At 69.3% G+C, this 18,620-nt stretch carries 18 protein-coding genes; 12 read left to right on the top strand and 6 right to left on the bottom strand.

What is annotated here, in order from left to right; translation table 11 throughout:
* Window positions 1-133: 133 nt before the first annotated feature.
* Window positions 134-1,414 carry an allantoate amidohydrolase gene (locus tag CAL25_RS07035; protein ID WP_283162757.1) on the top strand — a complete coding sequence of 427 codons (1,281 nt, stop codon included), beginning with the start codon at window positions 134-136 and terminating at the stop codon, window positions 1,412-1,414.
* Between the two features lie 93 nt (window positions 1,415-1,507).
* On the opposite strand, the gene CAL25_RS07030 is transcribed toward CAL25_RS07035, so the two are convergent.
* Window positions 1,508-2,797 carry a M20/M25/M40 family metallo-hydrolase gene (locus CAL25_RS07030; protein WP_094799231.1) on the bottom strand — a complete coding sequence of 430 codons (1,290 nt, stop codon included), beginning with the start codon at window positions 2,795-2,797 and terminating at the stop codon, window positions 1,508-1,510.
* A gap of 257 nt (window positions 2,798-3,054) precedes the next feature.
* Here CAL25_RS07030 and CAL25_RS07025 point away from each other — a divergent pair, with 257 nt between their 5' ends.
* The 3 genes from CAL25_RS07025 (at window position 3,055) to CAL25_RS07015 (ending at window position 4,493) form a co-directional block, all read left to right on the top strand.
* Window positions 3,055-3,735 (top strand): GntR family transcriptional regulator, encoded by a 681-nt coding sequence (locus CAL25_RS07025; protein ID WP_094799230.1) that lies wholly within the window; start codon window positions 3,055-3,057, stop codon window positions 3,733-3,735.
* 4 nt (window positions 3,736-3,739) lie between these two features.
* Complete coding sequence (locus tag CAL25_RS07020; protein WP_094799229.1) at window positions 3,740-4,222, top strand: GNAT family N-acetyltransferase; 483 nt, start codon at window positions 3,740-3,742, stop codon at window positions 4,220-4,222.
* 91 nt (window positions 4,223-4,313) lie between these two features.
* A complete protein-coding gene (locus CAL25_RS07015; protein ID WP_094799228.1) occupies window positions 4,314-4,493 on the top strand; it encodes a DUF3008 family protein in 180 nt (59 codons plus the stop codon).
* Here the strand turns inward: CAL25_RS07015 and CAL25_RS07010 are convergent.
* Entirely contained in the window at window positions 4,490-5,389 is a 900-nt protein-coding gene (locus CAL25_RS07010; protein ID WP_094799227.1) for a LysR substrate-binding domain-containing protein, read from the bottom strand. The genes CAL25_RS07015 and CAL25_RS07010 overlap by 4 nt on opposite strands.
* A gap of 136 nt (window positions 5,390-5,525) precedes the next feature.
* Between CAL25_RS07010 and CAL25_RS07005 the strand changes: the two genes are divergently transcribed.
* Complete coding sequence (locus tag CAL25_RS07005; protein ID WP_094799468.1) at window positions 5,526-6,443, top strand: alpha/beta hydrolase family protein; 918 nt, start codon at window positions 5,526-5,528, stop codon at window positions 6,441-6,443.
* 13 nt (window positions 6,444-6,456) lie between these two features.
* On the opposite strand, the gene CAL25_RS07000 is transcribed toward CAL25_RS07005, so the two are convergent.
* Window positions 6,457-7,512 (bottom strand): LacI family DNA-binding transcriptional regulator, encoded by a 1,056-nt coding sequence (locus tag CAL25_RS07000; RefSeq protein WP_094799226.1) that lies wholly within the window; start codon window positions 7,510-7,512, stop codon window positions 6,457-6,459.
* Between the two features lie 114 nt (window positions 7,513-7,626).
* On the opposite strand from CAL25_RS07000, the gene CAL25_RS06995 reads away from it, so the two are divergent.
* From CAL25_RS06995 to CAL25_RS06975, 5 genes are read left to right on the top strand one after another with little or no spacing between them, the layout of a single operon-like run.
* Window positions 7,627-8,646, top strand: coding sequence for a TRAP transporter substrate-binding protein (locus CAL25_RS06995; protein WP_094799225.1), 1,020 nt, complete (start codon window positions 7,627-7,629; stop codon window positions 8,644-8,646).
* Window positions 8,647-8,667: 21 nt separating this feature from the next.
* Window positions 8,668-10,563 (top strand): TRAP transporter large permease subunit, encoded by a 1,896-nt coding sequence (locus CAL25_RS06990; protein WP_094799224.1) that lies wholly within the window; start codon window positions 8,668-8,670, stop codon window positions 10,561-10,563.
* Window positions 10,564-10,609: 46 nt separating this feature from the next.
* Window positions 10,610-11,149 carry a VOC family protein gene (locus tag CAL25_RS06985; protein ID WP_094799223.1) on the top strand — a complete coding sequence of 180 codons (540 nt, stop codon included), beginning with the start codon at window positions 10,610-10,612 and terminating at the stop codon, window positions 11,147-11,149.
* 10 nt (window positions 11,150-11,159) lie between these two features.
* Window positions 11,160-12,434: a ribulose-bisphosphate carboxylase large subunit family protein gene (locus CAL25_RS06980; protein WP_094799222.1), complete on the top strand. Its 1,275-nt coding sequence runs from the start codon at window positions 11,160-11,162 to the stop codon at window positions 12,432-12,434.
* Window positions 12,431-13,798: a four-carbon acid sugar kinase family protein gene (locus CAL25_RS06975; RefSeq protein ID WP_094799221.1), complete on the top strand. Its 1,368-nt coding sequence runs from the start codon at window positions 12,431-12,433 to the stop codon at window positions 13,796-13,798. The genes CAL25_RS06980 and CAL25_RS06975 overlap by 4 nt, the downstream gene beginning before the upstream one ends.
* Before the next feature lie 34 nt (window positions 13,799-13,832).
* Here the strand turns inward: CAL25_RS06975 and CAL25_RS06970 are convergent, their stop codons facing one another.
* The 3 genes from CAL25_RS06970 to CAL25_RS06960 all read right to left on the bottom strand — a co-directional run bounded on the left by CAL25_RS06970 (window position 13,833) and on the right by CAL25_RS06960 (window position 16,970).
* Window positions 13,833-14,405, bottom strand: a complete 573-nt coding sequence (locus tag CAL25_RS06970; protein ID WP_094799220.1) for a GNAT family N-acetyltransferase — start codon at window positions 14,403-14,405, stop codon at window positions 13,833-13,835.
* Between the two features lie 72 nt (window positions 14,406-14,477).
* Window positions 14,478-15,491, bottom strand: coding sequence for an aldo/keto reductase (locus CAL25_RS06965; protein ID WP_094799219.1), 1,014 nt, complete (start codon window positions 15,489-15,491; stop codon window positions 14,478-14,480).
* An 81-nt stretch (window positions 15,492-15,572) separates the two neighbouring features.
* A complete protein-coding gene (locus CAL25_RS06960) occupies window positions 15,573-16,970 on the bottom strand; it encodes a DHA2 family efflux MFS transporter permease subunit (RefSeq protein ID WP_094799218.1) in 1,398 nt (465 codons plus the stop codon).
* 224 nt (window positions 16,971-17,194) lie between these two features.
* Here CAL25_RS06960 and CAL25_RS06955 point away from each other — a divergent pair, with 224 nt between their 5' ends.
* Window positions 17,195-17,779 carry a TetR/AcrR family transcriptional regulator gene (locus CAL25_RS06955; protein WP_094799217.1) on the top strand — a complete coding sequence of 195 codons (585 nt, stop codon included), beginning with the start codon at window positions 17,195-17,197 and terminating at the stop codon, window positions 17,777-17,779.
* A 114-nt stretch (window positions 17,780-17,893) separates the two neighbouring features.
* The gene (locus CAL25_RS06950) at window positions 17,894-18,544 is read left to right on the top strand and encodes a DsbA family oxidoreductase (RefSeq protein ID WP_094799216.1); all 651 of its coding nucleotides are present in this window, start codon (window positions 17,894-17,896) and stop codon (window positions 18,542-18,544) included.
* The last annotated feature ends 76 nt before the right edge of the window (window positions 18,545-18,620 follow it).

Here is an 18,620-nt window from a genome sequence, read left to right as displayed (position 1 = left end):
TCATCTCGCGCCCACCCGGCGCACTCCCCGATGGTAGCGGCTTGCACCCGGGAAATCGATGAGTGCGTTTTGTACACAATTTTTGTGTATTGAGATTAAATGGAAGCAGGTCCACTCTTCCACCCTCGCCGCCATGCCCCCTGACGATTTTCGCGATTCCGGTTCCCTCCCCGCGCAACATCCCGCGGGCGCCAGCGTTATGGAATGGGCCGACACGCTCGCGCAGCATACCGACGTGCCCGGCCAGCTCACGTGCACTTACCTGACCGAAGCGCATCGCGCCACGGCTGACCAGCTGGCGCGGTGGATGCGCGAGGCGGGCTTCGACACGGTCCGCGTCGACGCCGTGGGCAACGTCATCGGCCGCTACCGCGCCGACGCGCGGGTCGCCGAGCCGCGCCTCGTCGCAACCGGCAGCCACTACGACACCGTGCGCAACGGCGGCCGCTACGACGGCCGGCTCGGAATCCTGCTGCCTGTCGCCGTCGTGGCGGCGCTGCACGCCGCCGGGGAGCGTCTGCCGTATGACCTGGAAGTGATCGGGTTTGCCGAGGAAGAAGGCGTGCGCTACGGCAGCACCTTCCTCGGTTCGTCGGCCTACCTGGGTCAGTTCGACATGGCGCTGCTGGATCAGGCGGACGCCAAGGGCATCCCCATGCGCGATGCGCTGCGCACGGCCGGGCTGGACCCCGACGCCATCGCCCAGACGGCCGCCGACCGGACCCGCCTCGCGCACTTCTTCGAAGTGCATATCGAACAGGGGCCGGTGCTGTTGCAACGTGAGCTGCCGCTGGGCATCGTGAGCGCCATCGCCGGCTGCGTGCGGCGCCGGCTGGTGCTTACCGGCCAGGCCGGCCATGCGGGCACCACCCCCATGGGCATGCGGCGGGATGCCGCGTGCGCGGCGGCCGAGATTGTGTTGATGGTCGAAAACCGCTGCCGCAGCGAGGACGGACTGGTCGGCACCGTGGGCGTGCTCGATGTCCCGGGCGGCTCGATCAATGTGATCCCGGGCGCCTGCGTGCTCACGCTGGACGTCCGCGCCGGCGATGATGCGGTGCGCGATCAGGCGCTGGCGGACATCGAACGCGAGATCGCGGCGATCTGCGCGCGCCGCGCCATCGAATGGCACAGCGAAGAGCTCATGCGCGCCGCGGCCACACCCTGCACGCCCGCGCATCGCGCCCACTGGCGCGCCGTGCTCGAATCGCTGCATGCCCCGGTGTTCGAGCTGCCGTCGGGCGCCGGTCACGACGCGATGCTCATGGGTCGCGCCGTGCCCACCAGCATGCTCTTCGTGCGTTGCGGCAACGGCGGCATCAGCCACAACCCCCTCGAAACGATGACCGCCGAGGACGCCGCGCTGGCCGCCCGCGCGGTAACCGGCTTTCTGCACAGGCTCGCGCAGGACTGAGCCCGGACCGCCCGCGCGAGCGCGCTGCACGCGCTCGCGCGGCGCCAGATGCACCGCCAGATGCAGCGCCAGGCGCAGCGCCTGGGCAGACCCCTATCGTTGCGCGCGCAACAGATCGTGCAGCGCCAGCGCCACCACGCGGGTCGCGCGGCGCAGGTCTTCGAGACGCAGGTTCTCGTCGGTATTGTGGCCCCGCGCTTCGATCAGCGTGCGCGGCCCGGAGCCGTACAGCACGGTCGGCACGCCGTACTCGGTGTAATGCCGGGCGTCGGTGTACAGCGGCACGCCGTGCACCGGGATCTCGCTGTCGAACTCGGCGCGCGCATGGGCGCCTAACGCCTCGATCAGGCCCTTGGCGCCGGGCAGCTCGGCCAGCGGCTCGGCCTGCATGATGCGGCGCACCTGCACCTGGATGCCCTCGCGTCCGGCGACGGCGTCCTGCGCCAGCGCGCGCAGCTCGCCTTCGGCATCCACACCCCGTTCTTCGGGAATCATGCGGCGGTCGACCCGCATGCGGACTTCGTCGGGCACCACGTTGGTGTTGATCCCCCCTTCGATCAGCCCCACCGTAAGTCCGGGCGTGTCGATGCCCGGCACGGCCGAATGCTTCTGCGCCAGCACGCGCCGGTGCGCATACAGCGCATTGAGCACCGCGGTCGCGGCCTCGAGGGCGTCGGCCCCGGTGTGCGGCATGGCGGCGTGGGCCTGCCGGCCGCGCACCGTGATCTCGGCATGCAGGCAGCCGTTGTGCGCGGAGGTGATGCCGTACGAGAAGCCCGCGGAAATGGCGTAATCCGGACGGGTCAGGCCCTGGGCGAGCAGCCAGCCCGGACCGATCGCCCCGCCCGCCTCCTCGTCGTACGTGAAGTGCAGCTCGACCGTGCCCCGGTAGCTCGCGCCCGCCTCGCGCGCGGCCAGCAGCGCGAGCAGCGCCCAGGTGTAGGTGGCGAAGTCCGACTTCGACACCGCCACGCCGCGGCCGATCATGGTTGGGCCGTGCACCGCATCCTGCACGATGTCGCCGCCATAGGGATCGTGGCTCCAGCCCGCGCCGGGCGGCACCACATCGCCGTGGGCGTTCAGTGCAATGGTGGGACCGCCCTCGCCGAGCACGACGCGGACGATGAGGTTGGTGGCCGAGATCATGCCGTTGTCGCGCACCAGATTCTCGGGCACGGCGTGCGCCTCGACCTCGAATCCCAGGGCCTGCAGCAAGGCCTGCGCGCGGGCCGCGTGGGGCGCGCAGTCGCCCCCCGGGTTGTCGGACGGCACCCGCACGAGCTCACGCAGAAAATCCACCTGCGCGGCGTGTTCCTGGTCGATGAACGCACGGATGCGCGTGGCCGGCGATGGGGCCGTGGAAGGAGAGGCTGGCGCGGACATGGCGGCTCCGAGGGGTGGGTTGCGAAGCGACGGGACGGGCGGCGGCCCCCGGTGCCGGGCTGCAAGCCTGGATCGGCGCGGATCGGCGATCGAGTCGAAAGCAGGAACGGCGGGCCACCGGTCAAAGTTGCAGCCACTCTATCGTATTCAAGTTTTGTATGCAATTAATGACAACCCAAACCTGTGCCCAATCTTTGCGCGCTTTTTGCTAGACTGGCCTGCCCTGCGGCCTGCCGGCCGCGTTTTTGCAGCATCCGATGTCGTCCACCCCCGATCCCAGCGCCGAAGACATTGCGCGCGCCCTGGCCGAAGCCATCGTCTCGCACCGCCTGCCGCCCGGCACCCGCTTGCGCGAAGAGGCACTCGCCCGCGTTTACGCGGTCAGCCGCACCAAGATCCGCGCCGCCCTGTTGATGCTGTCCAAGGACAAGCTGATCAACATCGTGCCGGACAAGGGCGCCTTCGTGAGCAAGCCCGACGCCAACGAGGCGCGCGAGGTCTACGCGGTGCGCGCGATTCTCGAAGCCGCCGTGGCGCGCGAGTTCGTGTCGCGGGCCCGTCCCGCCGATTACCGCCGCCTGCGCGAGCATCTCAAGCGCGAGCGTGCGGCCATCGAGTCGGGCACCGTGCCGCTGCGCAACCAGCTGCTGTCGGACTTCCATCTGCTGCTCGCCGACATCGCGGGCAATTCGGTACTGACCGACATGCTGCGCGAGCTGCTGGCCCGCAGCGCGGTCATTACCGCGCTCTACCAGACGCAGCACGACGCCAACTGCTCGTCGCAGGAGCATGAGGCCTTTTTGCTGGCGGCCGAGGCCGGAGAGGTGGAACGCGCCTGCGCGCTGATGCACGAGCACCTGCACCACACGCAGGCCGCGCTGGACTTCGCCGAGCCCGGCGACCGCGACGGCGATCTGGTCGCGGCCCTGCTGAGCTGAACGAATGATCACGATTACCCCGTGGCAGGCCGGCCAGGAAGCGGCCCCGCCCGCCACCGTGCTGGCGCAGCTCTGGCTGCGGTCCGTGTTGGCCACGCATGATTTTCTCGACTCGGCGGCCATCGCCGAACTCCATCCCCTCGTGCGCGACGTCTACCTGCCCGCGGTGCAGGTCTGGCTGGCGCACGACGAACATGGCGCGTTGCTGGGCTTCTCGGGGCTTGGCCTGCCCGGCGCCGACGCGCCCCCGCCGGGCTACGCCAAGGTCGAAATGCTGTTCATCGATCCTGCGGCGCAGGGTCGTGGCGCCGGCACCGCCCTGCTCGATCACGCCCGCGCGCGGCACGGCGGACTGGATGTCGATGTGAACGAGCAGAATCCCCGCGCGCTGGGCTTCTACCTTCATTACGGCTTCAGGCAGATCGGTCGATCGGCCGTCGATGCGGCGGGTCGGCCATATCCCCTGCTGCACCTGCGGCGCGACTGAACCGCCCCGGGTGCGCCTGCGGGCAGGCACGCGGCATGCTGCCCTTCCGGACACCGCACAGCGACGTGCGGCATCACTCCAGGAGCACGATATGCCAGCGAAATCCAAGGCTCAGCAGATGGCCGCCGGAGCGGCGCTCTCGGCCAAGAAAGGTGAGCGTCCCAAGGGCGAGCTGAAGGGCGCGTCCAAGCAGATGTACGAATCCATGTCCAAGAAGGAGCTCGAGGACTTCGCCTCGACCAAGCGCAAGGGCAAGCCGGACCACGTCTAGCCGGCCGCCTGCGACCGGATCCAGTCGGCCACGCGCCGCACCGCGGGCCGCGCCTGCGCGGGCGGGTCGCTGGCCTGCAAAAGCCAATAGGCATGCGACAACGGGGCGGGGCTGGCGGGCGCCTCCACGACCCGTAACAGGCCGCCCTCCAGCTGCGCACGCAGCAACTCCAGCCGGCCCAGCGCCACGCCCTGCCCGGCCAGGGCCGCCTGAATCGCCTGATCGTACTGATTGAAACGCGAAAACCCGGCGTGCGCGGCCGCGGACCAGCCGCGCGCGTCCAGCCACGCCTGCCAGCGCAGCTGCGGATGAATCGCGTCGTCCAGATCGAGCAACCGTAGCTCGCGCAGCGCGCGCGCCGACCCCAGCTTGCGCAGGCCCAGCGCCGGATGCGCCACCGGCGCGATCGTCTCGCCGAACAGCCGGACCGCGCCCGGCGGCGCGTCCTCCGCGCGGCAATATCGGATCGCCAGATCGATGTCTTCCGCGCGCAGATCATTGAGACGGTTATCCGCCGACAGCCGCACGTCGATGTCGGGTAGCGCCACCTGCAGGGTACTCAAGCGTGGCAACAGCCAGAGCCCGGTCACGCCCACGCTCGCGGTGATCGTCACGGGCCGCTGCGCCTCCCTCTGCCTCAGCGCACGCACGCAGCGCCCGACATCGTCCAGGGCCGCGTCGGCGACCTCGAACAGCTGCCGCCCGGCCGGCGTAAATTCCACGGCGCGATGCCGACGCACCAGCAGCGCCACGCCCAGTGCCGCTTCCAGCGCCGCCACCTGCCTGCTGACCGCAGACTGGGTCAGAAAGAGATCCTGGGCCGCGAGCGTGATGCTCATGCGCCGTCCCACGGCGACGAAGCCACGCAACAGGTCCAGCGACGGCAGTCGTGCCATACGCGCCGCGTCGTTCACATTCCCGTTACGCATGCGAGTGCCCCGATTTCTCAGTTGAGAATGCATTTATAGCCGGATGTAATGGCCTTACGCATTCGTCTTTCTCATCCTGATGACGGCCCCGCCCGCCACGACCATGACTGCCCGCCCCTCACCCGAATCCTTCACCGCGCCCGCGCGCGACGGCTACGTGATCCACGGCACGCGCTGGCTCCATCCCCGCAGCGAACGCGCGCCCGTAGTGGTGATCAATGCCGCCACGTCGGTACACAGCCGCTACTACGCGCGCTACGCAGCATGGCTGCACGCGCGCGGCCGCGACGTCTACACCTACGACTATCGCGGCATCGGCCTGTCGCGACCGGCCACGGGCCTGCGCGGTCTGGACGCGAGCTGGACGGATTGGGGCGCGCTCGATTGCGACGCGGTGCTGCGCCAGGTCGCGCATCGCCACGATGACGTGCCGGTCGACGTGGTCGCGCATAGCTTCGGCGGCTGCGCGCTCGGCCTGGCGGCGAATGCCGCCCGTGTCAGGCACGTGGTGACGGTCGCCGCCCAATACGCCTACTGGCGCGACTACGCGCCGCGTCAACGCCACGCAATGTGGTGGCGCTGGCATGTCCTGATGCCGCTGCTCACGCGGCTGTGCGGCTATTTCCCGGGCAAACGGCTGGGCTGGCTCGAAGACACGCCGGCTGGCGTGGTGCGCGACTGGAGCAGCGCGCGGCCGGATTATCGCCAGCGGCCCAGCATGCGGACCTCGCCGCCCGCCGTGGCGTTCTCGCATCTGCGCGCCCGCATGCTGGCGATCGGTCTCGAAGACGATCCGTTCGGCACGGAGGCGGCCCTCGACCGGCTGCTCGCCCATTACGGGCAGTGCGCGCGCACGCAGCTGCGCATCGCGCCGGCCGACATCGGCGCACCGGCGATCGGCCATTTTGCGCTGTTTCACGAGCGCCATGCCGCGTCGCTCTGGCCGCTCACGCTGACATGGCTGGAGCAAGGCCGCCTGCCCGCCGGGCACGTGGGCCGGGTGAGCCCGGCAAGCGCCTAGCCCGACCCTCGCGTCAGGGCAGGTTTTCGCGAAAGATCACCTGACTGCGGGCGAACTCGACGCCGGTCATGGGGCTGCGGCGATCGCGCAGGTTGGTGAAGATGCGCACGCAATTCATCAAGGCCTCGAGCGGGCTCTGCGTGATGACGGCGTCCATCGTGCCATCGATCAGCAACGCACGCGTATCGGGCGTGAGCCCATGGCCGATGAAGACCACGCGATGCTGCAGGCCCGCCTCTTTGAGCGCACGGGCCACGCCATCGGACGCGCCCCCGATGTTGTAGATGCCCGCAAGCTGCGGGTACTGTTCGATGAGCTGCCGCGTCTGCTCGTAATTGCGCTGTTCGTCGTCGTAGCCTTCGCGCAGTCCCACCACCTGCATGGCCTGGAAGCGCTCGGCATACAGCTGCAGGAATCCGGCCTCGCGCTCTTCGTGGCCACGGTAATGGCGCGAGCCGGCGATCAGGGCCACCTGGGCCGCGCGGGGCCCGATGAAGCGGCCGATCAGATAGCCGGCGGTGCGCCCCGCCGCGCGGTTGTCCAGCCCCACATAGGCCGCGCGCGCGCAGTTGGCGATATCGGAGATCAGCGTCACTGTCGGCACGCCGCGTTGCGCCAGCGTATCGACTGCCTCGCGCACGGCGGGATGCTCGAGCGCCATGAACGCGATGCCATCGGCGCGGCGTCCGCGCTTGAGCAGCGCACGCGCGAGCGCATCGGGATTGAAGCTCTCCACATACTCCACGTGGCAGCGCGCGTTGAGCGGCGCGACGTGTTCGGCGGCATAGCCCACCCTATCGCCCAGCATGCGCAAGAAGCGATTGCTGCCGCGCGGCAGCAGAAACACCAGCCGCATCGGCTCGCGCACCGGCGACACATCGGCCTCGGCCGGGAGGTAGTCGAGCTCGGCCGCCGCCTGCAGCACCTTCTGCGCCGTGACCTGGCGCACGCCGGGCCGGCGGTTCAGCACCCGATCGGCGGTGGCTGTGGAAACACCGGCGAGCGCGGCTACATCCGACAGGCGTGCGAGGCTGCGTAAAGGCTTGGATTTCACATCAGAATCCATCATTTTTCCGATTTGACGTTGCGGTAGCGGCTCACCTATTGTGCACACAGCCTGCGAGAAGCATCGGGCGATGGCTCATAGAAGCACATCAAATTACATCAAAAATCTGGAGACAACATGAAGCTGATCACCCGTCGCAGCGCCTTGCGCCGTCTGTGCGCCGTGCCCGCCGCCGCCCTGGCCGGCGGTTTCCCCTTCATCGCCAAGGGGGCCGAATTCAACCTGAAGTACGGCAACAACCTGCCGGTCACGCATCCGCTAAACGTTCGCGCCCAGGAAGCCGCCGACCGCATCCTGAAGGAAAGCAACGGCCGCGTCGACATCAAGATCTTCCCGAACAACCAGCTCGGCGGCGACACCGATATGCTGGCGCAGGTGCGCTCGGGTGGCATCGACTTCTTCACGCCCTCTGCGCTGGTGATCGCCACGCTGGTGCCGGTGGCCGCGATCAACGCCGTCGGCTTCGCCTTCAAGGACTACGACCAGGTCTGGGGCGCGATGGACGGCGCACTCGGCGCCCACGTGCGCGCGGCCATCGCTCAGCGCCGCCTCTATGCGTTCGAGAAGATGTGGGACAACGGCTTTCGCCAGACCACCAGCAGCAAGGCGCCGGTACAGAGCGCGGCCGACATGGCCGGCCTGAAGATCCGCGTGCCAGTGAGCTCGCTGCCGATCTCGATGTTCAAGGGCCTGGGCGCCGCGCCCGCCAGCCTGCAGTTCAGCGAGGTCTATTCGTCGCTGCAGACCCGCGTGGTCGACGCCCAGGAGAACCCGCTGCCCATCATCCAGGTGGCCAAGCTCTACGAAGTGCAGAAGTACTGCTCGCTGACCAATCACATCTGGGACGGCTACTGGTTCATCGCCAACGGCCGCATGTGGGAAGGCCTGCCCGCCGACCTCAAGACGGTGGTGGCGCGCGGGATCAACGAAGCGGGCCTGGCCCAGCGCGAAGACATCAAGAAACTCAACGCCTCGGTGCAGTCCGACCTCGAAGGCAAGGGCCTGACATTCAACCAGCCGTCGGCCGACAGCTTCCGCGAGCAGCTGCGCACCGCCGGGTTCTACAAGGAATGGCAGGAACGCTTCGGCAAGGAAGCCTGGGGCCTGCTCGAGCAGTCCGTCGGCAAGCTGGCATAAGGGCGAGCGATGAGCACGCCCATGACCACCCTGCCGGGCGGCCATGCCGCCCCCGGCGCACCGCTCGCCGGCGCCCCCGACGGCCCGCTCGCGCGCGTGGCCGGCCGTATCGAAAGCGTGCTCGGCACCGTGGTCGAGCACGTCGCCGCGGCCATCGTCCTGATCGAGATCATCGTGCTGTTCGCCGGCGTGGTGGCGCGCTACGCGCTGCACAGCCCGCTGGTGTGGTCCGACGAGCTCGCGTCCATCCTGTTCCTGTGGCTGTCGATGCTGGGCGCGGTGGTGGCGCTGCGACGCGGCGAGCACATGCGCATGACGGCCCTCGTGAACAACGTGCGCCCGGCGGTGCGGGCGCGGCTCGAAGTCGCGGCCCTCGCGGCGTCGCTCGCGTTCCTGGTGCTGGTGCTGGGCCCCGCCATCGAATACGCCCACGAAGAACACTTCATCATCACGCCCGCGCTCGAGCTGAGCAACGCCTGGCGCGCCGCGGCGCTGCCGGTCGGCATGGGCCTGATGGCGATCGTGGCGCTGCTCAAGCTGGTGCGCACGCAACGCTTGTCCCAGGTCGGGCTGGCCCTCGGCCTGGCCGCCGCCGTCGTCGCGCTGTTCTGGCTGGCGCAGCCGCTGTTCGCCCCGCTGGGCAAGCTCAATCTCGTGATCTTCTTCGTGGGCATCGTGGCCGCCACCGTGTTCACCGGCGTGCCCATCGCCTTCTCGTTCGCACTGGCCACTTTCTCGTACCTGGCGCTCACGACCAACACGCCCATGGTGGTGATGGTCGGCCGGCTCGATGAAGGCATGTCGCACCTGATGCTGCTGGCCGTGCCGCTGTTCATCTTCCTGGGCTCGCTGATCGAGATGACCGGCATGGCGCGCGCCATGATCCAGTTTCTCGCCAGCCTGCTCGGCCACGTGCGCGGCGGGCTGTCGTACGTGCTGATCGGAGCGATGTATCTGGTGTCCGGCATCTCGGGCTCCAAGATCGCCGACATGGCCGCAATCGCGCCGGTGCTGTTCCCCGAGATGCGCAAACGCGGCGCCAAACCGGGCGACCTCGTCGCCCTGCTGTCGGCCACCGGCGCGCAAACGGAGACCATTCCCCCGTCCATCGTGCTGATCACCATCGGCTCGGTGACCGGGGTCTCGATCGCCGCGCTCTTCACGGGCGGCCTGATGCCGGCCGTGGTGCTGGGCCTGGCGCTGGCCGCCGTGGTGTGGTGGCGCTACCGCAAAGAAGACCTCTCGCAGGTCAAGCGCTACGCCGCCCGCGAGATCGGCAAGCTCTTCATCGTGGCGCTGCCCGCCGTGGCCCTGCCCTTCGTGATCCGCGCAGCCGTGGTGGAAGGCGTGGCCACCGCCACGGAGGTCTCGACCATCGGGGTGGTGTATTCGGTGGTGGTGGGCCTGCTGGTGTATCGCCAGTTCAACTGGGGCCGCGTGAAGCCCATGCTGGTGGAGACGGCCTCGCTGTCGGGCGCCATCATGCTGATCGTGGGTTGCGCCACGGCGATGGCCTGGGGTCTCACCCAGTCGGGCTTCTCGGGCGACCTGGCCAGGCTGATGGCCGACATGCCCGGCGGCGCCTACGGCTTCCTGGCCGTCTCGATCGTGGCCTTCATCATCCTGGGCAGCGTGCTCGAAGGCATCCCCGCCATCGTGCTGTTCGGGCCGCTGCTGTTCCCGATCGCGGTGCAGGCCGGCGTGCACGAGGTGCATTACGCGATGGTCGTGATCTTCGCGATGGGCATCGGTCTGTTCGCACCGCCCTTCGGCGTCGGCTACTACGGCGCCTGCGCCATCAGCCGCGTGGATCCCAACGAAGGCATCCGCCCGATCTGGGGCTACATCGGCGCGCTGCTGGTGGGCCTGCTGATCGTGGCCGCTTTCCCCTGGTTCTCCATCGGTTTCCTCAAATGATCAACGGGCGTCCGTCCGGACGCCCTCTTCTTGCAGAACAGACAACATGAGCCGTTTCCTGGGTGAAATCCGTCAACTCGGTTATGTGGTGCCCGATATCGAGGCCGCCATGCATTACTGGAGCGAGACGCTCGGCGTGGGCCCCTGGTACTACAACCCGCGCGTGCCGATCGAAAACTATCAATACGATGGCGAACGTCACGAGCCGCACAACTCCGTCGCGCTGGCCAATTCGGGCTTCGTGCAGGTGGAGCTGATCCAGACCCGCAACGACGTGCCGTCGATGTACCGCGACTTCCTGCGCGCCGGCCGCACCGGGCTGCAGCACGTGGCCTACTGGACCGAGAGCTACGACGCCGACCTCGAGCGCCTGCTGGCGCAGGGCTTCAAGCCCAAGATGAGCGGCGAAGTCGGCGCCAATGGCCGCTTCATCTACTTCGATACCGAATACCACCCCGGCACCGTGATCGAGCTTTCCGAAGTGGCGGGCCCCAAGGGCAAGCTGTTCGACCTGATCCGCTCGAGCGCCCAGGGCTGGGACGGCCGCGATCCGGTGCGCGCGTTCCCCGACCTGAAAACCCTGTGAGCGCCGCCGCATGAACTCCCAGATGATTCGCGCCACGTATCTGATCGAGACCCCGCTGGACCCGGCGCGCGTCGCCGAAGTGATGGCGGGCGAACAGTCGTGCGGCACGTTCACCCGCGTGCAGGGCGAGACCGACGAGCTGCGGGCACGCGCCCGCGCGGTGGTCGAAGACATCACGCTGCTCGACGCCGCGGACCGGCCCGCGCTGCCCAATGCCTGGCTCGAACGCCAGCATCCGGACGCGGCGCGCTACCAGCGGGCGCGCGTGCGCATCGCATTTCCGACCGCCAATATCGGCGCGAACCTGCCCACGCTCGCGGCCACGGTCAGCGGCAATCTGTACGATCTGGGCGAGGTGACCGGGCTGCGGCTCGAGCGCCTGAGTCTGCCGTCGAACTACCGTGCGCAGTTCGACATGCCACGCCTCGGGATCGCCGGCACGCGCCGCGCCACCGGCGTGGCCCGCGGTCCGCTGGTCGGCACCATCATCAAACCCAACGTCGGCCTGTCGCCCGAGCAGACCGCGCATCTGGTCGCGCAGCTGTGCGCGGCCGGCGTGGACTTCATCAAGGACGACGAGGTCTGCGCCAATCCCGCGCACGCGCCACTGGCGCAGCGCGTCGAGGCCGTGATGGCGGTCGTGCGCGCGCACCGCGACCGCACCGGGCGCGACGTGATGGTGGCCTTCAACATCAGCGATGAGACCGACGCCATGCTGCGGCATGCCGATCTGATCGAACGCGCGGGCGGCTCATGCGTAATGGCGAGCCTGAACTGGTGCGGCTATTCGGCGATCCAGACGCTGCGACGCCACACCCCGCTTGCCTTGCACGGCCATCGCAACGGCTACGGCGCGCTGGCGCGGCACCCCTTGCTCGGCATCGGCTTTCAGGCGTATCAGGTGCTGTGGCGTCTGGCCGGCGTGGACCACATGCACGTACACGGCCTGCAGGGTAAGTTTTCGCAGACCGACGACGAGGTGGTCGAATCGGCGCGCGACTGCCTGGCGCCGCTCGCATCCGGCCTGGACGACGCCGTCATGCCCGCCTTCTCGTCGGGCCAGTGGGCCGGCACGGTGCCCGCCACCTGGGATGCCTTGCACACCGACGATCTGATGTTCATGTCGGGCGGCGGCATCCTCGCCCATCCCGACGGCCCGGCCGCGGGCGTGCAGAGCATCCGCGACGCCTGGGATGCGGTACGCGCCGGCAAAACGCTGGCCGAGTACGCCGCCCAGGCGCCCGCGCTGCAACGCGCGCTGGCGCACTTCGGCGGCGCGGCATGAGCATGCCCCCGCGTCTGGCCTGGTACGGCGACGACTTCACCGGCGCGACCGACACGCTGGCCGAAGTGGCGCGCGCGGGCTGGCGCAGCCTGCTGTTCATGAGCGTGCCGACACCCGCACGGCTTGCCGCCGTGGGGCCGCTGGACGCCATCGGCATCGCGGGCGCCGCGCGCGGCATGACACCCGCGCTCATGGAGACGGAGCTGCACGAGGTCGGGCGCTTTCTGGCGGGCACCGGCGCGCGCATCCTGCACTACAAATGCTGCTCGACCTTCGACAGCGCGCCTCACGTGGGCAGCATCGGCAAGGCGGTAGAGGTGCTGCGCCAGTACGCGCCGCATCCGCTCGTGCCCATCGTGGGGGGCCAACCCAGCATCGGCCGCTACTGCAGCTTCGCGCACCTCTTCGCGCGAGCCGGCGCGGCGCCCGAGATTCACCGGATCGACCGGCATCCGGTCATGAGCCGCCATCCCGTGACGCCGATGCACGAGCCCGACCTGCGGCGCCATCTCGAGGCCCAGGGGCTGCACGGGGTGATGTCGCTGCCGCACACCCGCTACCCCGCGCCGCGCGGCCCGGGTGAAGCGGCCGGACTCGACCCGTGGATCGACCGACTGCTCGGCGAGGCCTCGGGTCCGCTGCTGCTGGATGTGACCGACGAACACCACCTCGCGCCGCTGGGCCGTCTGATGTGGCGGGCCGCGCGCCACGCTCCGTTGCTGGCCGTGGGCGCGAGCAGCGTGCAACAGGCCCTGGCGCGCGCGATCGCGGCCGACCCCGATCTGATCCCTGCCCCGCCCCGGCCGCGCGGCGAGGGCAGTGCGCTGCGCCCGGCAGCGGGCCCGGTGCTGATGCTGGCGGGCAGCCTGTCGCCCGTTACCGCACGACAGATCGAGGCCGCGCGCCACTACCAGCGGCTCGCGGTGGACGCCGAGCGCCTCGCCCGGGATTCAGCCTACGCGCGGCAATGCGCGATGGATGCCACGGCCCTCCTCGCGGCCGGCCATCACGCGCTGGTCCACACGCTGGCGCCGGCACAGCCTCCGTCGGCCGAGCAGACCGCCGCCACGGCTCAGGCCACGGCCGGCCTCCTGGCCGCCATCGTGCGCGCCTGTGCGGCCGCGGGCCACGGCCTCACCCGCATCGGCATCGCGGGCGGCGACACCTCGAGTCAGGCCGTGCTTGCATTGGGGCTGTGGGGACTTTCGTTCCATTCGGTCCTGGCGCCGGGCGTGGCCGTGAGCGTGGGCCATGGCGACGACCCCGCCACCAACGGCATCGAGCTGATGCTCAAGGGCGGGCAGATGGGCGGCGAGCACCTGTTCGACGCGCTGGTCGACGGGACCTGCGCCGTGGCGGCGTAGCGCGCAGGGGCGCGGGCCTCCCGCGTCGTACGCGTCAGCGCGCGACCCGCCGCGCCGCCCATTCCCGCGCCAGCACGGCATACACGAACTCGTCGCCCCAGACGCCGTAATAGCGATCATTCTGGATGAGGTGCGCTTCGCGCCGCAGGCCCAGCCGCTCCACCACGCCCACGGAGCCGGCATTTGCCGCGTCCAGCCGCGCGAAGATCCGGTGCAGTCCCACCTTGTCGAAACCCAGACCCAGCATCGCCGCAACGGCCTCCGTTGCGTAGCCACGGCCCGCATGGCGTGGGTCGAAGATGTATCCCACCTCGCCCTGCAAGGCCGCGCGTTGCGCGTGCTTGAGCAGCACCTCGCCCAGCAGCACGCCATCTTCCGCGCGAACAACGGCCAGCCGCAACGTATCGCCATCGTTCTCGAACGGCGCGTCGAGCAAGGCATCGAACTGCGCCCGCAAGGCCTCTCCGGTGGGTGCCGGCGCATAGAGGTAGCGGTACACCTCGGGCAATGCATGATAGGCCGCATACGCCTGGAAATCGGCGGCCTCGAAGGGGCGCAGCAACAGCCTGCCGGTGGCCAGGGTGATTTCGCGCGGGCTTAGCGACATGCGGGGCTCCTTGTGTGACAGGAGCAGATGAGGGCGGCACGCCGATTAATCAAGCATCGCCGCCCTCGCGCATCAGGCGACCGGCGCCGCTCCACGCGGTAGAACGGGATGCCGCGCGGCGGCGCCCTGCTCCATGGCGGTATCCTCGAGCGCGCTGGCCGCGTCGAGCCGCGCGAGGTGTGCCTCATCGAGCCGGAGCGACTGTGCACCCAGGTTGCTGCGCAGCTGCGCCATCGAGCGCGGACCGATCAGCGGAATCGCGCCGCGCGCCATGGCCCACGCGATGGCCACTTGATCGGGCTGCGCGCCGATCGCGTCGGCCACGTCAAGCACCGCATCCACCGTGGCGGTGCGGCGCGGAGAATTTTCGGCCTGGAACACCTTGCCGCCGAGCGCCTCGGCCCGCCCCTGTTCGCCGCGGCGATACTTGCCGGTCAGCAGGCCGCCGCCCAGCGGAGACCAGGTGACCGCGGCCAGACCCAGCGCGGCCGCCGCCGGCAGCAGGTCCGCCTCCGGCTCGCGCCGCACCAGGCTGTATTCGAACTGCACCGCCGCCAAAGGCGAGAGGCCGCGGCACTGCGCCAGCGTGGCCGCGTGCGCCACGCGCCATGCCGGGAAATTCGACAGGCCCGCATAGTGGATCTTGCCGGCCCGGATCAGGTCTTCGAGCCCGCGCAGGATCTCGTCGCTGGGCGTCACCCCGTCGGGATGGTGCACCCAGTAGAGGTCGACGTGATCGGTCTGCAATCGGCGCAGGCTGGCCTCGAGCGAGGACGCCATCGCCTTGCGGCTGTTGCCCAGCACCAGCCGGCCGGCATCCGGCGCGGCGCCGTTGCCGAACTTCGTGGCCAGAACGAAGTCGTGCCGGCGTCCCGTCAGCCACCGGCCGATGATCTCTTCGGACTGCCCGAACTGGTAGATGTCGGCGGTGTCGATGAAGTTGCCGCCCTGCTCGGCATAGTGGTCCAGCATGTCGCGGCTGTCGCCCTCGACGGCGCCATGGCCCCAGCCCGTGCCGAAGTTGGCGGTGCCCAGCGCGATCTGCGACACCTTCACGCCGGTGCCACCCAAGAGTGTGTAGTTCATTTCGGTGTCCTTTCTGGAAGGGACGACACACGCGGCGCAGGCGCGGTCCCCTGTCGGAGCGCGCCCGCCGCACCTGCCGTTTTACTGCGGGCGCCCCACCCGCGAACAGAGGGCGGCGGTAACAAGCGCAAGCACCACGTGCAGACCGTAAACCACGTCGAAATCAGCGCGCACGAGCGCGCCATGGCCCAGCAGCATGACCGTGAGCGCGACGCCGATCACCGCGCCCATCTGACGCGTGGCCTGGTTCACCGCGCTGCCCACCGCGTAACGCTCGGGCGGAAGCTGGCTCACGGCCGCGCCGGACAGCGAAGGCATCACGAGGCCCACGCCCATGCCGCTGAGCAGCAGCCCCGGCAACCAATGCGTGAGGTAGGCGGGCTCGGTCGTCGGCATCAGCAAAAACCACAGACCGGCCGCGGCGTATACCAGAGAACCGCCGACCAGAAAACGGCGATAACCCAGCCGCCCCGCCAGCCGCCCGGTCAGGATTGCCACCGGCACGACGGTCAGCGGACCCGGCATGATCGCCAGCCCCGCGCGCACCCGGTCGTAGTGCCACACGTGTTCCATGAAGAAGAAAAACGTGAAGAACATGATCGCGAAGGCCGTCCCGAAACTCAGCGTCGCGAGGTTGACGCGGCTGTATCCGGGGATGCGAAACAGATTCAGATCCACCAGCGGCGCGGGCGCCTGGCGCGCCCAGAACACGAACGCCACCCCGGCCGCCACGCTCACCGCCAGCGTTGCCACGAAATGCGCCACCGTGGCCTGTGGCCCTTCGAGGTCGACGATGGCCAGCGCCAGCGCGCCGAGCGACACCATCAGAAGCGCCATGCCGATCAGGTCGAGCCGAACCTGGCGCCGGCTCGCGGGCGCGGCGGGCAGACGGCGATAGCCGGCCAGCAGTGCCACGGCCGCGATCGGCACATTGATCAGGAAGGCCCAGTGCCAACCCAGGGCCTGTTCCAGATACGAGCCCAGGCTCGGGCCGATCGCCGCCGCGAAGCCGCCGACCGCACCCCAGGCGCTGACGGCCAGCGCACGGCGTTCGCGCGGAAACACGTCGAGCACGATGGAGAGCGACGCCGGCGTGAGCAAGGCGGCACCCAGCGCCTGCACCGCCCGCGCGCCCACCAGCAGGCTCACGCTGTCCGCGAGTCCGCACAGGGCGGAGGCCAGCGCAAACAGGATCACCCCCGCCACGAACACGCGGCGGCGGCCATAGGCATCGGCGAGTCCGCCCGCCGGGATCAGCATGGCCGCGTAGACGATCGTGTAGGCGTTCAACACCCACGACATCTCGGAGGCCGTGGCGCCCGCGAAGCTGGCCCAGACCGCCTCGAAGATCGAATACAGCATCGTGCCGTCGAGCGACACCAGAAACACCGCGACGCTCGTCACGGCAAACACCGGCCACGGGCTCGCGGGCCGTGCCTCGCCTGCCGCGCGCAGCTCGAGGGAAGCGCTCTCGCTCATGCCAGGCCCCCGATTAGCCGAAACACGCCCGGCGGGCGCCGGATACCCGGGGGGCTGACACAGCAGGAGGCCGTCGGGCGGCCCGCGATTCGAACGTTCATGGGGAGTCCAGTAGCAGAGCGGAAGTGCGGACCGAAGCCGGGCACTCTTTAAATGTCGATCGACATCTATTTATAAATGTCGTTCATCATGTAAAATTCGTCAATCGTTTTTTGGAGCTCGCCATGAAAGTCAGCCGCGCCCAGGCCGCCGCCAACCGCGAACGCGTGGTGGAGTCCTCATCGCGCCTGTTTCGCGAACGCGGCTTTGCCGATGTGGGCCTGAACGAATTGATGCAGGCCGCCGGGCTGACCCGTGGCGGCTTTTATGGCCAGTTCGAGTCCAAGCAGGATCTCGTGCGCCTGGCGCTCGCTCAGGCCATGGCGCAAAACCTCGCCAACTGGGAAACGCTGACGGGCGAGGACGGGCCGGCGCGCCTGCGGGCGTTCATCGCCCGCTATCTGTCCGAGCGCCATCAGGAGGCGCGCGCCGCGGGTTGCACGCTGGCGGCCCTCGGTAGCGACATGGGCCGCGAAGACGACGCGACGCGCGGCGTATTCGAAGCGGGCCTGCGGCGCATCGAGGAGACGGTGCGCGCCGCCATGCCGGGTGCCGGCGAGGCGCAACGGCGCCAGCAAACCTGGATGTGTCTGTCGGCACTGGTTGGGGCCCTGACGCTGGCACGTGGCGTGGCCGACGCCACCCTCGCGGCGCAGATCCGCGAAGACACCATCGCCGCCCTGATCGAGGCGCTGGTGCCTGCCGCATAACAGGCGGCCTCCCGGGCCGCGGCACCCGGCTTTTGCCGGCGGCGCATGCGCGGATACCATAGGAACGATGCGCGCCCCGAGCGGCGCATCCGACATTGCCCAGGAGCCGTGCTCATGCCCATCGATATTTCCATCACCTCGGACTTCATCTGCCCGTGGTGCTTCATCGGCGAACGCCGCCTCGCCCGCGCGCTCGCGCTGTTGCCCGCCGACACCCTCGTCACGCTGCGCTGGCAGCCGTTCGAGCTCAACCCCGACATGCCGGCCGAAGGCGTGGAACGCGAAGCCTATCGCGCGCAGAAGTTCGGCAGCCTGGCGCAAAGCCGCTTGCGCGATGCGCAGACCATCGACGCCGCGCGCGATGACAACATCGCGTTCAATTACGACGCCATGCGCAAGACGCCGAACACCTTTCTGGCGCACCGACTGTTGTGGCTGGCGCAGCGCGAAGGCCTGGCCACGCCGATGGCGCGCACCCTGTTCGCGGCGTACTTCGAGCAAGGCCTGGACATCGGCGACCCGGCCACCCTCGCCGGCCTCGGCGCGCGCGCGGGCCTGCCGCGTGAGGAAGTGGCCGCGTTTCTGCAGGGCGACGAAGGCAAGGACGAGGTCCGCGCCATCGAGCGCGAGGGCCTCGCTCGCGGCATCCGCGGCGTGCCGTTCTTCGACATCGGCGGCGAAATCGTGAGCGGCGCGCAGCCGGTCGAGACCTTCGCACTGGCGTTGCAGCGCGCGCACGAGCGCAGCCTGCATCCGACCGCGTGAGCGCCGGGTGAAGGGCTGAGTGAACGGCCTAGCGAGCGGCTGAAGCGGCTAGCCGAGCCGGCCCCGCACCGTGCGA

It is taken from the genome of Bordetella genomosp. 5, from assembly GCF_002261315.1.
Taxonomy (GTDB): domain Bacteria; phylum Pseudomonadota; class Gammaproteobacteria; order Burkholderiales; family Burkholderiaceae_B; genus Bordetella.
Note: the sequence above shows the minus strand (reverse complement) of the source record. Positions and strands in the feature narration are given on the sequence as shown.